Source organism: Micromonospora echinospora, from assembly GCF_014203425.1.
Taxonomy (GTDB): domain Bacteria; phylum Actinomycetota; class Actinomycetes; order Mycobacteriales; family Micromonosporaceae; genus Micromonospora; species Micromonospora echinospora_A.
The window spans coordinates 2840014-2853068 of the sequence record NZ_JACHJC010000001.1; the positions used below are offsets into that span (position 1 = coordinate 2840014).

15 protein-coding genes are annotated in these 13055 nt (G+C 74.7%); 4 read left to right on the forward strand and 11 right to left on the reverse strand.

The window, feature by feature from the left end; translation table 11 throughout:
* Positions 1-70 precede the first annotated feature (70 nt).
* From FHU28_RS13460 to FHU28_RS13495, 8 genes are all read right to left on the reverse strand, one after another.
* Positions 71-733, reverse strand: a complete 663-nt coding sequence (locus FHU28_RS13460) for a 4'-phosphopantetheinyl transferase family protein (protein WP_184684110.1) — start codon at positions 731-733, stop codon at positions 71-73.
* A complete protein-coding gene (locus FHU28_RS13465; RefSeq protein ID WP_184684113.1) occupies positions 730-1554 on the reverse strand; it encodes a metallophosphoesterase family protein in 825 nt (274 codons plus the stop codon). Before FHU28_RS13465 ends, FHU28_RS13460 begins: the two co-directional genes overlap by 4 nt.
* Positions 1551-2555 carry a prolyl aminopeptidase gene (gene pip, locus FHU28_RS13470; RefSeq protein ID WP_184684115.1) on the reverse strand — a complete coding sequence of 335 codons (1005 nt, stop codon included), beginning with the start codon at positions 2553-2555 and terminating at the stop codon, positions 1551-1553. Before pip ends, FHU28_RS13465 begins: the two co-directional genes overlap by 4 nt.
* A gap of 46 nt (positions 2556-2601) precedes the next feature.
* Positions 2602-2976 (reverse strand): SH3 domain-containing protein, encoded by a 375-nt coding sequence (locus FHU28_RS13475; protein WP_184684117.1) that lies wholly within the window; start codon positions 2974-2976, stop codon positions 2602-2604.
* Between the two features lie 124 nt (positions 2977-3100).
* Positions 3101-4573: a coiled-coil domain-containing protein gene (locus tag FHU28_RS13480; RefSeq protein ID WP_184684119.1), complete on the reverse strand. Its 1473-nt coding sequence runs from the start codon at positions 4571-4573 to the stop codon at positions 3101-3103.
* A 135-nt stretch (positions 4574-4708) separates the two neighbouring features.
* Complete coding sequence (locus tag FHU28_RS13485) at positions 4709-5671, reverse strand: anti-sigma factor RsbA family regulatory protein (protein ID WP_184684121.1); 963 nt, start codon at positions 5669-5671, stop codon at positions 4709-4711.
* Entirely contained in the window at positions 5668-6495 is an 828-nt protein-coding gene (locus FHU28_RS13490) for an MEDS domain-containing protein (protein ID WP_184684123.1), read from the reverse strand. Before FHU28_RS13490 ends, FHU28_RS13485 begins: the two co-directional genes overlap by 4 nt.
* A gap of 23 nt (positions 6496-6518) precedes the next feature.
* Positions 6519-6971: a hypothetical protein gene (locus tag FHU28_RS13495; RefSeq protein WP_260413722.1), complete on the reverse strand. Its 453-nt coding sequence runs from the start codon at positions 6969-6971 to the stop codon at positions 6519-6521.
* 101 nt (positions 6972-7072) lie between these two features.
* Between FHU28_RS13495 and FHU28_RS32605 the strand changes: the two genes are divergently transcribed.
* Positions 7073-7363 (forward strand): GNAT family N-acetyltransferase, encoded by a 291-nt coding sequence (locus tag FHU28_RS32605; RefSeq protein WP_260412941.1) that lies wholly within the window; start codon positions 7073-7075, stop codon positions 7361-7363.
* A gap of 248 nt (positions 7364-7611) precedes the next feature.
* Here the strand turns inward: FHU28_RS32605 and FHU28_RS13505 are convergent, their stop codons facing one another.
* Entirely contained in the window at positions 7612-8127 is a 516-nt protein-coding gene (locus FHU28_RS13505; RefSeq protein WP_073827441.1) for a 2'-5' RNA ligase family protein, read from the reverse strand.
* A gap of 101 nt (positions 8128-8228) precedes the next feature.
* Between FHU28_RS13505 and FHU28_RS13510 the strand changes: the two genes are divergently transcribed.
* On the forward strand, positions 8229-8735 hold the full coding sequence (locus FHU28_RS13510) for a mycothiol transferase (RefSeq protein ID WP_184684125.1): 507 nt from the start codon (positions 8229-8231) through the stop codon (positions 8733-8735).
* Here FHU28_RS13510 and FHU28_RS13515 read toward each other — a convergent pair.
* The gene (locus FHU28_RS13515) at positions 8722-9693 is read right to left on the reverse strand and encodes a glycoside hydrolase family 88 protein (protein WP_184684127.1); all 972 of its coding nucleotides are present in this window, start codon (positions 9691-9693) and stop codon (positions 8722-8724) included. The genes FHU28_RS13510 and FHU28_RS13515 overlap by 14 nt on opposite strands.
* 134 nt (positions 9694-9827) lie before the next feature.
* Between FHU28_RS13515 and FHU28_RS13520 the strand changes: the two genes are divergently transcribed.
* Positions 9828-10202, forward strand: a complete 375-nt coding sequence (locus FHU28_RS13520; RefSeq protein WP_184684129.1) for an SCP2 sterol-binding domain-containing protein — start codon at positions 9828-9830, stop codon at positions 10200-10202.
* Positions 10199-12277: an amylo-alpha-1,6-glucosidase gene (locus FHU28_RS13525; RefSeq protein ID WP_184684131.1), complete on the forward strand. Its 2079-nt coding sequence runs from the start codon at positions 10199-10201 to the stop codon at positions 12275-12277. The genes FHU28_RS13520 and FHU28_RS13525 overlap by 4 nt, the downstream gene beginning before the upstream one ends.
* A 56-nt stretch (positions 12278-12333) precedes the next feature.
* On the opposite strand, the gene FHU28_RS13530 is transcribed toward FHU28_RS13525, so the two are convergent.
* Positions 12334-13053 (reverse strand): Pr6Pr family membrane protein, encoded by a 720-nt coding sequence (locus FHU28_RS13530; RefSeq protein WP_311773579.1) that lies wholly within the window; start codon positions 13051-13053, stop codon positions 12334-12336.
* Between the last annotated feature and the right edge of the window lie 2 nt (positions 13054-13055).

The window sequence follows — 13055 nt, forward strand, 5'->3', positions numbered from 1 at the left end:
AAATGTCCAGGCCCCTTCGGCCCTACCCCAGCTCAGGGCGGGCAAACCGGAACAATCGCGGAATCGCTGCTCAGGACCGGCGCGGCACGGCCACGGCGGTGAGCAGCAGCCCGCCGGCGACCAGCCAGCGGCCGTCCAGGACGTCCAGCGGCGGGCCGCCGTCGGCGCGGGTGCCGTCGACCAGGATCCGGGCGGTGAACCGGCCGGCCGGGTCGAACGTCAGGTCCGCCTCCTCGAACCCGAGCCAGCGCCCGGTCAGCGGGTACCACGCCTTGTAGACCGACTCCTTCGCGCTGAACAGCAGCCGGTCCCAGTGCGTCGCCGGGTCGGCGGCGCGCAGCGCGGCCAGCCGCTCCGGCTCGCCCGCCACGGTGACCACGCCGGCCACCCCGTCCGGCAGCGGCTCGTGCGGCTCCGCGTCGATGCCCAGACCGGCCAGCGCCCCGGCCGGGGCCACCGCCGCCGCCCGGTAGCCGGCGCAGTGGGTGATGCTGCCCACCACGCCGTCCGGCCAGACCGGCTCGCGCCGGGCGCCGGAGCGGATCGGGACGGGCGCGTACCCGAGGTGGGCCAGCGCCTCCCGCGCGCAGCGGCGGGCCGTGACGAACTCCTGGCGGCGGCCGGTCACCGCGCGCGCGACCAGGTCCTCCTCGCCCGGGTACGGCGTCTCGTCCGGCACGTCGGCGAACGCCTCGACGGCGAGCGCCCCGGCCGGCAGCAGCGCCGCGATCATCCGAGGATCCGCCTCATCGGCGCCGGCTCGCCGCCGCGGCGCCGCCACTCGCGCGGGTAACCCAGCGACACCTCCTCGAACCGCACCCCGTCGTAATGCGTGGTGCGCGGGATGTGCAGGTGGCCGTAGACCGCGACGGCGGCGCGGTGACGCACGTGCCAGTCGGCCGTCTGATCGGTGCCGCACCACTGGGCGAACTCCGGGAACCAGAGCACCTCGGTGGGCTGCCGCACCAGCGGCCAGTGGGTCGCCAGCACCGTGGGCAGCGCCGGGTCGGTGGCCGCCAGGCGCCGCCGGGTCGCCTCCAGCCGCGCCCGGCACCAGGACTCCCGGTCCGGGTACGGGTCGGGGTGCAGCAGCATCTCGTCGGTGCACACCACACCGGCGGCGTACGCCGCGCGCAGCGACTCCTCCTTGGTGGTGGTGCCGGGGGCGCGGAACGAGTAGTCGTAGAGCAGGAACAGCGGCGCCACGGTGACCGGGCCGCCGTCACCCTGCCACACCGCGTACTCGTCCTCCGGGGTCAGCACGCCCAGCTCGCGGCACATCGCCACGAGCGCGTCGTAGCGGGCCACGCCGCGCAGCGTCACCGGGTCGTTCGGGTGGGTCCACAGCTCGTGGTTGCCGGGCGCCCACACCACAGTGGCGAACCGGTCGCGCAGCAGCCGCAGCGTCCGCTCCACGTCGGCGAAGACCTCGCCCACGTCACCGGCCACGATCAGCCAGTCGTCCGCCGTCTCCGGCCGCAGGCCGTCCACCACCGCGCGGTTCTCCGCGTACGACACGTGGAGGTCACTGACCGCGTACAGCCCACCCGTCACCCGGCTGATCCTGCCAGCGGCGCTCCCGGATGACCAGGCTCGCCAGCCGGGCTCTCGACGCGCGCGGTCACCTCGTCGAGCGCGCGCAGCACCTCGCGGGTCACCCCCGGCTCGGCCGCCGAGTGCCCGGCATCGGGCACGATGCGCAGCGTCGCCTCGGGCCACCGGCGGGCCAGGTCGTACGCGGACACCGGCGGACAGCACAGGTCGTAGCGGCCGTTGACGATCACGGCGGGCAGGTGCCGGATCCGGTCCACGCCGTCGAGCAGCTGGCCCTCGCCGAGGAAGCCGCCGTGCACGGCGTAGTGCGACAGGATCCGGGCCACCGGCAGCGCGTGGTCGTCGGCGGTGAAGTGGGCGAGCAGCTCCGGGTCGGGGCGCAGCGCCGAGTTGACCGCCTCCCAGCGTCCCCAGGCGCGCGCCCAGACCCGGGCCTGCGCCTCGTCCGGGCCGTGCAGCCGCCTGTGGTACGCGCCCAGCACGTCGTCGCGCTCGCCCGGCGGGACCGGGGCGACGAACCGCTCCCACTCCTCGGGCTGGAGGTGCCGCAGCCCGCCCTGGTAGAACCAGTCCCGCTCGCCGCGCCGCAGCAGCAGCACGCCGCGCAGCACCAGGCCGGTCACCCGCTGCGGGTGCGCCTGCGCGTACGCCAGACCGAGCGTGGTGCCCCACGACCCGCCGAACACCAGCCACGAGCCGATGCCCAGCCGCTGCCGGATGGTCTCCAGGTCGGCCACCAGATGCCAGGTGGTGTTGGCGCGCACCTCGCCGTGCGGGGTGCTGCGGCCCGCGCCGCGCTGGTCGAACAGCACCGCCCGGTAGCGCCCCGGGTCGAAGAAGCGGCGCGCGGCCGGCACCAGCCCACCGCCGGGCCCGCCGTGCAGGAACACCACGGGTACGCCGTCCGGGCGACCCACCTCCTCCACGTACAGGACGTGGCCGTCACCGACCGGGAGCCGGTGGGTGGCGTACGGTTCGGCGGGCGGGTACAGGCCGGTCATGCCCTGTCATTCTGCCTGCCGCGGCCGGCGACCGGCGGCCCGTCGTTCAGCAGGCGACGTTGCCGCCGAGGTTGTCCAGCAGCGCGTCGGCGACCCAGCCGGAGACACCTGTGGTGACGTTGCGCACGTACGTCCACGTGTAGGTGGTCTTGCCGTTGGCGGTGACCCGGTCGCCGCTGCCGAAGCAGTGGAAGTCGACGTTGTGGTTGAGCTGCCCGTAACCCAGCGAGGCGCAGGTGGTGTGCGGGCCGGTGCGGATGTTGACGTTCGTCGCGTTGAACAGCTGGCCGAACTTGCTGTCGACGTTGGAGTGCGAGTGACTGCACCCGGCGCTCGCCGGTCCGGCCGTAGCGGTCACCACGGCGCCCGCCGTGGCGACGGTCAGGACGACGGCGGCACCGATCGAGGAAATCTTCCGCATACCCGTCAACCCCCGGATAAAGATCGAGATGCACCAGCAGATCGATCCAAATATTTGCATAGAACAAGGTCGATGGGCAAGATGCCGCGCCGCCGGCCCGGCCCGCATCGGCGGCGCCGATCGCTCAGGCGTTAGCCGGCACGCCGTTGTCCGTACCCGTTGTCTCCACCTCTGGGACTCCGCGCGGAGCCGGCGTGCGGACCGCGAACGCGTCGAAGCTCGGCCCGTCCAGCCGCTCGACGAACGGCTCCACGGCGGGCGGCTCCGACCGGTCCGGCTCGGCCGCGTCCGCCTCGATCCGCCCATCCACGGTCCGAGGTGCCGCCTCGGCGTCGGCGGCGACCGCCGGGCGCGCCGACACCTGCGGGTACTCGGCGGTCTCCCCGCCGCCCGCGGCGGCCGCCATGACCGCCGCCGCAGCGAGGTCGGCGACCCGCTTGGCCTCCCGCTGCACCCGGGCCCGGGTGTCCTTGGCGTGCTGCTCGGCAAGGTCCGCCGCGCGCCGCGCCTCGTCGAGCCGCCTGGTCTCGGCGGTCAGCTCCCGGCGTACGCCGACCAGCCGCTCCTCCAGCTCCGCGCCGTCGCGCTCGATCGTGCCGATCTCCCGGCGGGTCTCCTCCAGCTTCCGGGAGACCGTCTCCAGTTCCGCCTTGAGCCCGGTGAGCGTCTCCTGCCGCTGCTGGATCTCCCGCTGCACGCCGGCGAGCTGCTCCTGGTGCGCGGCCGTCTCCTCGTCGGCCCGGTCACGGACCTCGGTGGCGTACTGCTGGGCCTCGGCGACGAGCGCGGCGATGTCCTTCTCGGCGGCCGCGGCCCGATCGGCCAGCTCCTGCTCGGCGGCGGCCCGCCGCTCGTCCAGTTCCTTCGCCATCGTGGCCTGCCACTGGGCCAGCTCCTGCTGGGCCTTGCTGCGGTTGGCCTGGACCTCCTGCTGGATCTGCGTCCGCGCGGCCTTCACCAGCGCCTCGGACGCCGAACGCGCCTGCTCGACCTGCTGCGCGCTCTGCTCGCTGACCCGCTTCGCCTCCTGCTGGGCGCGGTCGTGCACGGCCTGCCCCTCGACGCGCAGCTTCTCCGCCAGCTCCCGCACGGCGGTCAGCTCCGCCTGCGCGGCGGCCCGTCGCTCCTCGTCCACCCGCTCCTGCTCGGCCCGGCGCGCCGACAGCTCCTCGTCCAGCTCGCGCCGCTCGCGCGCGGCCTGGTCCTGCGCCGCGGCCAGCAGCTTGTCCGCCTGCGACTGGACCTCGTCCGCGCGCCGGGTGGCCACCTCGGTGATCTGCCCGGCCTGCTTCTCGGCCAGGTCAAGGATCTGGTCTACCATCGGGCCGAGGTCCCGGAAGGACGCCCGGTCCACCGCCGCCGCCGGACGCTCACGCAGCTCGGCCGCCTCGGCCTGCGCCCGCTGCACCTGCGCGGTCAGCTCCCGCATTTGCGCGTACGCCCGGTCCCGGGCGGTGGTGAGCGCGCTGACCTCGGCGTCGACCTGCTCGACGTACCGGTCCACCTGACGTTTGTCGTAGCCGCGCAGCGCCGGATCGAAGCGCGGGCGCGCGGACACGTCGTCGTGGGGTGCGAACGGATCGTCGCCGTTGGACATGCGCCATCCTCCGTCGGTTCGCCAGCGCCAGGCCGGCGGATGACCGCCCCGCAGGGCACGATGAGGCGCTACGGTACCGCGTCCGCGCGCGCGTCTCGCCCCGCCCCGCCCGCTGCCCGCCGACCGGCGTCGGGGTCAGACCGGGAAGTGCGGGTTCCCCGCCGTCAGACGGATGGTGAAGCCGCTCGCGTCGCGGTGGTGCGTCACGTGGTCGCAACTCTGGTGACTGATCCAGAGACCCAGCCCGCCGTCGGAGCCGTCGCCGACGGGCAGCAGCCCGGCGTACGGGTCCTTCGGTCCGGGGCCCCGGTCGTGGACGGTGACCACGATCCGGTCGGGTGCGCGCCACAGCCGCATCCGCACCGGCGGCTCGCCGTGGCGCAGCGCGTTGCTCACCACCTCGCTCACCGCGATGACCAGCCCGTCGGCACTGTCCGGCGGGAGCAGGCCGTTGTCGGCGGCGCGCACCTCCGCCCGGGCCCGGGCCGGCGTCGGGTCGATCAGCTCGACGAGCGGCGCCGTCCGCTGCATCGGGTCCAGCGGCGCCGGACGAGGCTCGGTCAGGTAGCTCATCGGGTCGGTGTAGAGATCGGCCGTCTCGTGCGCGCCGTCCGGCCGGGCCACCCGGGGATGGGTACGCGCCACGTCGGCCAGCACACGCGCGGGGGTGCTGCGGCGGTCGTAGGCGCAGATGCTCCAGAGCGGAAAGTCGTCGTAGGCGTGGTTGATGGCCGACTCGTAGCGGGCCCACCAGTCCCAGGTCGCGCCGAGCAGCACCGGCGGCAGCTCGCCGACCACCCGGATCTGCGCCGCTCCCTCCGCCATGTACGAGGCCAGGTGCTCCCGGTAGACGCGCAGCGCGACACTGGGCCGGGCGTAGAGGTCGCCGACCGGCAGGAACGTGACGTCGGCGCCGGCGGGCAGCGCCCGGCGCACCAGCTCGGCGTTGGGCTCGTCGAGGTTCACCGCCGTCGGTTCACCCGCGGCGAGCCCGTCCAGCAGGAACGGCACGGCCACGGCGAGCAGCTCCTCGTCGGAGTCGTAGAGGAACGCCTCGTGGAAGTAGCCCACGTGACCGGAGGCGGCGCCGGTCCTCATCGGAGCACCTCCACCCGCACCTCGGTCAGGCCGAGCAGCTCGACCAGCCGGGCCGGTGCCTGGTGCGGCGTGCGCAGCACCGCGACGGCGTCGTGGCGGCGGGCGTGGTCACGCAGGTGCAGCAGGCTGCGGTGATCCACGAAACGCAGCTCGGCGGCGTCGAACACGAGCCGGCCGGCCACCGGCCGCGGGTCGGCCCGCTCCAGCGCCACCGCGAAGCTCCGGTGGTTCGACGGGTCCAGTTCGCCGCCGAGCGCCACCGCCGCGTCACCCACGCCGGAGTGCAGCCGGAACAGCACATCGGCGTTGGTCTCCGGGTGCAGGCAGGCCAGCTCCTCGATCGCCGCGTCGCCGAGCTGCCGGCGGTCGTAGGCGCAGACCGCCGACATCGGCCGGTGCCGCATCCAGTGGTCGATGCGGTGCTCGTAGCGGGCGAAGGCGTCCCGCTGGGCGGGGGTGCGGACGAGGCTGGTCGCCTCGGCCAGCACCCGCAGGCCGGTGTGACCGGCGGCCAGCGCCTCGGTGGTGGCCCGCGCGTACGCGCGGACCTGCCGGTCCGGGTCGACGATCTCGTCGTGCCGGTACGCCTCGCCGACGGGGAGCAGGCGCAACGCGTCCCGCCGGCGCGCGGCGTCGACCCCGGGCACCGACCTCAGCCAGCCGGTCATGGTGGCGCGATCCTGCGGGCCCACCACCCAGACCTGCTCCCCGGCGGCGAGGCCGGCGGTGACCTGCTCGACCGCCAGCGCGCGCAGCGTGGCCGGGTCCTCGTAGGTGAGGCAGCCGTGGGTGTGACCCGGGTACGCCACGCCCTCGCTGGTCACCGGCCCCGCCTCATGGGCCCAGTCTATGTCGTGCCCACCTGCAGGTCCCGCCAGGCCGTGGCCTCGGGCGGCGGGTCGCCCAGCTCGAACTCGGCCCAGTTGTTCCAGTACGCGATCGCGTCCACGTCGTTCTGCTGACGCAGCCAGGTGACGTGCTCCCGGACGGTGTGCGCCCGGCCCGCGCCGGTGGTGTCGGCGGCGGTGCGGCTCAGGCCGTACTCCGGGACCAGCAACCGGATGCCCGGGTACGCGGCGCGCACCTTGCCGAAGGCCACCCCGAACATCCGCGAGGCGGGCCAGTACGCGGCGGTGTCCCGCGCTTGCGTCGGCTCGGCCGCGATCGTCAGGCAGCCGCAGATGGCGCGAAACCCGGTCGCCGCCACGCTGCCCCGCCCGCATCCTGGACCGATGTCGATCAGCGTGCGGGAACTGCGCGTGCCGGACTGGCCGGCGCTCTGGCCGATGATGCGGGACATGGGGCGTCGGCGACGAGCCACCGGAGGCCCACCGGCTCCGCTTCGCCGCGCTGCTCGCCGACCCCCGCTGGGCGCTGCTCGGCGCCACCGGCGCCGACGGGTTGATCGGGTACGCCGCCGCCCAGGACCACGGCCCGCACCTGCGTTCCGGCGACGCGCACCGCACCGTACGCCTGCACGACCTGTACGTCCGTCCGGACCGTCGGCGTGACGGGGTGGGCCGGGTGCTGTTCACGGCGGTCCGCCGCTGGGCGGCCGGCCGGGCGCGGCACCTGGAGTGGCAGGCCCACCACGAGCGGGCGGCGCCGTTCTACGAGCGGCTCGGCCATCGGGGCGACCCGTGCCCACAGCCGGACCACCCGACGTTCCTGCTCGACCTCACCCCGCACTGACCTGACCCCGCAGTGACCCGCCCAAGCGCTGATCTGCCCAAGATCGACACCAGTTCGGGGAGATGGCTGCATCGGTGGGGGTCTGATGCCCCCACCTCCCCGAGCTGGCGTGGATCTTGGAGCGGGATGCCCATGATCGGCACCAGGTCGGGGACGTGGCGCCATCGGAGGCGGTCTGATGCAGCCACCTTCCCGAGCCGGCGTGGGAGCTGGGGGAGGGAGGTGGGGAGGGGAGCTGGGGGAGGGGATCAGGGGAGGGGGTGGGAGATGTCGCGGGCGTGGTCGGCCACCGCCGCGCCGACCACCGTCGCGGTCAGCGGCAGCACCTCCAGGCATCGGCGTACGGCCGCGCCCATCAGCGGGTTCGGCACCCGCATGGACAGCGTGCAGTGCGGCACCCAGCGTCCCGGCCGGTAGTGCTCCACCACCTCGACGCCGGCCCGCGCCAGCCGGTCGTGCACCTCGGCGTGGTGCGCCAGCAGCTCGGGCGTCGGCGCCGGACCGAGCCACAGCACCCGCCCGACGAACTGGCCGGCGTGCTGGAACTCCAGCCGCAGCGGAGCGGCCACCACGGTTCCGGACAGCGCCTCGGCGACCCGGTGCGGGTCCAGGCGGGGTGCTACCGCCAGCGACACGTGCGGGCGGTGCCGCTGCGCCAGCAGTGACCGCAGGCTCGGCACCCCGTCGGACTCCAGGAGGTCCCACAGCACCCGGATGCGCCGGGTGGCGTCGGTGTCGAGATACAGCTCCAGCGCCGCGACCACCCGATCACACTAGATGTCGGGGTCCGCGACGAGGTTTGCCGGGCACGCTGGGCGGTACTGCCCGGGGAACGGCAGCAGACGGGCGAGGGGAGTGAGGCCGCGTGGACGCGACGGACGTGCTGATCGAGGCGTACGGGCGATTGCCCGATCTGGTCGCCGGGGCGCTCGACGGGCTCGACGCGGCCCAGCTGCGGCGGGCGCCGGCCGAGGGGGCGAATCCGGTCGGCTGGCTGGTCTGGCATCTGACCCGGATCCAGGACGACCACGTCGCCGACGTGATGGGCGAGCCGCAGCTCTGGGCCGGCGGCGACTGGGCGGCGCGGTGCGGGCTGCCGCCCGAGCCCGCCGAGACCGGCTTCGGGCACGGCCCGGAGCAGATCGCCGCGGTACGCCCGGAGAGCGGCGACGTGCTGCTGGACTACCACCGGGCGGTGGTGGACCGCAGCCTGGGCTACCTGCGCGGGCTGCGCCCGGCCGACCTGGACCGGGTGGTGGACGAGAACTGGGATCCGCCGGTGACGCTCGGGGTGCGGCTGGTCAGCGTGCTCGACGACGACTTCCAGCACGTCGGTCAGGCCGCCTACGTGCGCGGGCTCATCCTGGGTTGAGCGCCGCCCGGCGCAGCGCGGCGTACCCGAGCAGGTGGCACGCCTGCGCCTCGGGGGAGGTGCCCGGTCCCGCGAAGTCCGGCGCCCCGCTGACCCCTGTCACCCGGCCGTACCCGTCGACCCGCCGGCCGGCGGCGGCCAGCAGCTCCGCTCCCACGTCGAACCAGGACCGGGGCAGCCATCCGTCGGCCACTCCGGTGAGGGCCGCGTACCCGAGCAGCTGGGCCGTGTTCGCCTCGCGGAACGCGCCGGGGTCATCCAGCACGTCGGGGAAGAGGCCGTCGGCCCCCCGGTACGCGAGGCAGGCCGTCAGCACCTCCTCGACATGCCCGGCCAGCTCGGCGCGGAGCGGGCCCGGCCAGTCCGGCGCGAGGCGCAGCGCGCGGGCGATCCCGGCGACCACCCAGCCGTTGCCGGTGCCCCAGGGTTCGGGCCGGTCCAGTTCGCCCCGGTCCTCGTCCCAGCGGGCGGCGTACAGGCCGGTGCGGCTGTCGTGCAGCCGCTCCCGGTGCCCGGCCACCTGCGCGGCGGCCGGTCCGGCGTGCCCGGTCAGCGCCAGCAGCGGGACCACCATGTAGACCGTGTCCGCCCAGACCTGGCGGCCGTCGAGCAGGTGGAACAGCGTGCCGTCGGCGGCCCGGGGCGCACGGCGGGTCAGCCAGTCGAGCTGGGCGTCCAGCGCCACGGCGTACCTCGGGTCGCCGGTGCTCCGCGCGGCGTGCCGGACCACCTCGCCGCACGCGGCGCCGTTCACCGCGCCCACCGAGCCGGCCGTCTCGCCGAGCCGCCCGTCCGGCCGCTGCCGGGTCACCGCGGCGTCGGCGACCAGCACGGCGGCCTCGTCCAGGCCGAGGTCGAGCAGCGCGTGGCCGAGGATGCCCTGCTCCCAGGACTCGCGTTGCATCGTCAGCAGCGCGAGCAGCACCCGGTCGGCGGCGGCGTTCCCGGTCGTCACCATGGCCGGTGGTTACCCGGCCGCGCCGCCGCGCCTCACCCGGACCGGGTGAGTTCGCCTCACCCGGGGCACGGGGATCCTCGCGGCACGGGCGGCGCCGTCAGGCGGGTGGCCGCGACGACCGACGAGGAGGCCCGATGAGCGTCTCGGCAGCGGAACACCTGGCCCGGGCAGCCGCCGGCCGGAACCCGGAGCTGCCCGAGACCACCTGCGGCACCATTCGGCTGGACCTGCACGACGACGGCCGCACCGAGCACTGGTACCTGACCATCGACCGTCAGGACGTCCGGGTGGACCGGCTCTCCGAGGACGCGGACCTGGTGGTCCGCGCGGACCGGGAGGTGTTCGACCGGATGGCGGCGGGCCTCCTGCATCCGGCCGCCGCGCTGCTGCGCAACGACATCGCCGTGGAGGGTGACCTCAAGCTGCTGATGGCGCTGCGCCGGATCTTCCCCGGGCACCCGGACGCCCGGCATCCCCGGGAGGCGGCCGGGCAGGCGGTGGCCCGATGAAGCAGGAGCTGGTCCACGTCCTCGCCGGAAACGCCTTCGCGGTGAGTGACGCGCAGGGCGACATGGAGATCGACCCCAGCGCTCCGATCGGCCTCTTCTCCTTCGACACCCGGTTCCTCAGCCACTGGGTGCTCACCGTCGACGGGGAGCGGCTGCACGCGTTGTCCCGCGACGACCTGACCTACTTCGAGACGCGTTTCGTGCTGGTGCCCGGCGCGGCCAGCCACTACGTGGACGCGGACGTGTCGGTGATCCGGCACCGCTTCATCGACGAGGCGTACCACGAGAGCATCACGGTGCTCAACCACTCACCCGAGCCCGCCGAGTACACGGTGCGGCTGGAGATGGGCAGCGACTTCGCCGACACCTCCGAGATCCTGCGTCCCGGCCCGCGCCGTCCGACGATCATCACCGACCCGGCCGGGCAGCGGTTGCGGATCCGGTACGAGCGCGGGCGGTTCACCCGGGAGACGTGCGTCTCCAGCTCGGCCCCGGCGCAGGTGGACCGGAACGGGATGACCTTCCGGATCCGCGTCGAGCCGCAGGACACATGGCACGTCGACCTGCACGTCGCCATGATCATCAAGGGGGCCCGGGGACGGGACCTGCGGGCGAACATCGACTCCCACCGCGAGCAGGTCCGGCAGGACATGCGCGAGGACATGCGGCGCTGGTTCGACCGGGCGCCGCACCTGGTCACCGACCGGCCGGCGCTGACCGCCGCGTACCGGCAGGCGCTGAGCGACCTGGCCGCGCTGCGGTACACGCCGCTGGCGTACGTCGACCAGGTGCCGGTCGGCGGGCTGCCCTGGGCGATGACGCTGTACGGGCGGGACGCGCTGATCACCTGCCTCCAGACGCTCCCGTTCACGCCCGAGCTGACCCCGGCCACGCTGCACATGCTGGCCATGTTGCAGGGCGGCCGGCTCGACGACCTGCGCGAGGAGGAGCCCGGCAAGATCCTCGCCGAGCTGCGGTACGGCGAGGCGGCCGCGTTCGACGAGCAGCCCACCGCGCTCTACTACGGCGCGGCGGACACCACGCCGCTGTTCGTGATCCTGCTCGACGAGTACGAGCGGTGGACCGGCGACGTCGACCTGGTCCACGAGCTGCGTCATCCGGCCCGCATGGCGCTGGACTGGCTGACCCGCTACGGCGACCTGTGCGGTGACGGCTACCTGCGCTACCACCCGCGCAACACGGCGAGCGGGGTGATCAACCAGACCTGGCGCAACTCCCCGGACTCGGTGGTCGACCGGCACGGCGTCGTGCCGCCGCACCCGCGGGCCACCTGCGAGCTTCAGGGGTACGCGTACGACGCGCGGATCCGGGGCGCCCGGCTGGCCCGGGAGTTCTGGGGCGACCCGGGCTACGCCGACCGGCTGGAGGCCGACGCGGCACGGCTGCGGGAGCGGTTCGACAGGGACTTCTGGCTGCCGAACCGGGGCTACTACGCGCTGGCCCTCACCCCGGACGGCGAGCCCGTCGACGCGCTCACCTCCCACCTCGGCCACCTGCTGTGGAGCGGCATCGTCGAGCCGGAACGCGCCGACTCGCTGGCCGGGCACCTGTGCGGACCGGACCTGTACTCCGGCTGGGGCGTACGCACCTACGCCCAGGGGCAGACGCCGTACAACCCGGTGGGCGCGCATCTCGGCGCGGTCTGGCCGTGGGACAACGCGATCGTCGCGGCGGGCCTGCGGCGGTACGGCTACGAGGCGGAGGCGGGCGACATCGCCGCCGGCATGTTCGCGGCGGCGGAGACGCTCGGCGGCTCGATCCCGGAGGCCTTCGCCGGCTACCCCCGCGGGGTCACCAAGTACCCGGTCCAGTTGCCGGATGCCGGGCGACCGCAGTCGTGGGCCGCCGGGGGCTTGCTGATGCTGCTCTCGACCATGCTGGGGCTGCGCCCCTGCGGCCCCAACCTGCTGGTGAGCCCGGTGGTCCCGGCCGGTTACGGGCGGATCGAGCTGCTGGACGTGCCGGGCCGGTGGGGACGGGCCGACGCCTACGGCCGGGAGCGCAGCAGGAGCCGGCGGCTGCGGGCGGGCGAGGACGCGCGGCGGGCCGCCTGACCCGCCCACCCCCGGGCGCGGCCGCGCCCGCGCCGCGTCCGACCGGCCGACAGCGGTCAGCCCGAGCCGGTGGGCTCCCGCGAGGCCGGCCGGACCGGCGCCGGCGAATCCGCCGGTGTGGGCGGCGGGGACTGCGCCGCCCCGGACCGGCCGGTCCGGGCGAGCAGCCGGTCCACGCCCACGAACAGCAGGCCCAGCAGCCAGAACGCCAGGGCGAACCCGACCGCGCTCACTGCCACCCCGTCGTACCCGAGGCGGCCCGCGTCCAGGAACGGGTACGGATAGCGGTCCACCACCAGGCCGCGTACCAGCGCGAACCCGAGGTACGCCAGCGGGAACGCCAGCCACCAGGCGGCGTAGCGGGGGCGCAACCGGCCGCGCCTGTCGAACAGCGCCCAGTCGGCGACCGCCAGCAGCGGCACCACTGTGTGCAGGAACTGGTTGCCCCACCACTCGCCCGGCTGCCGGTCCGGCTGCGCCATGGCGAACGGGCTGGCCGGGTTGGCCAGCACCAGGTGGTAGACCGTGCCGGTGATGGTGATGTAGAGGGTCGCCGCGCCCTTGAGGACGCTCGGTGGCTCCGGCCGGTCACGCCAGGCGCACCAGGCGGCGTAGCCGGCGAGGACGCCGACCGCCACGTTGCTCTGGATGGTGAAGTACGGCAGCAGGCCGGTCACGGTGGCCGGGCCGAGCGCGGTGAGCACGACGCCGGCCACCACGGCGAGCACCACTGCGAGGCGGAGGGGGATCGCCAGTCGGCGACGCCGGGGGGTCACGG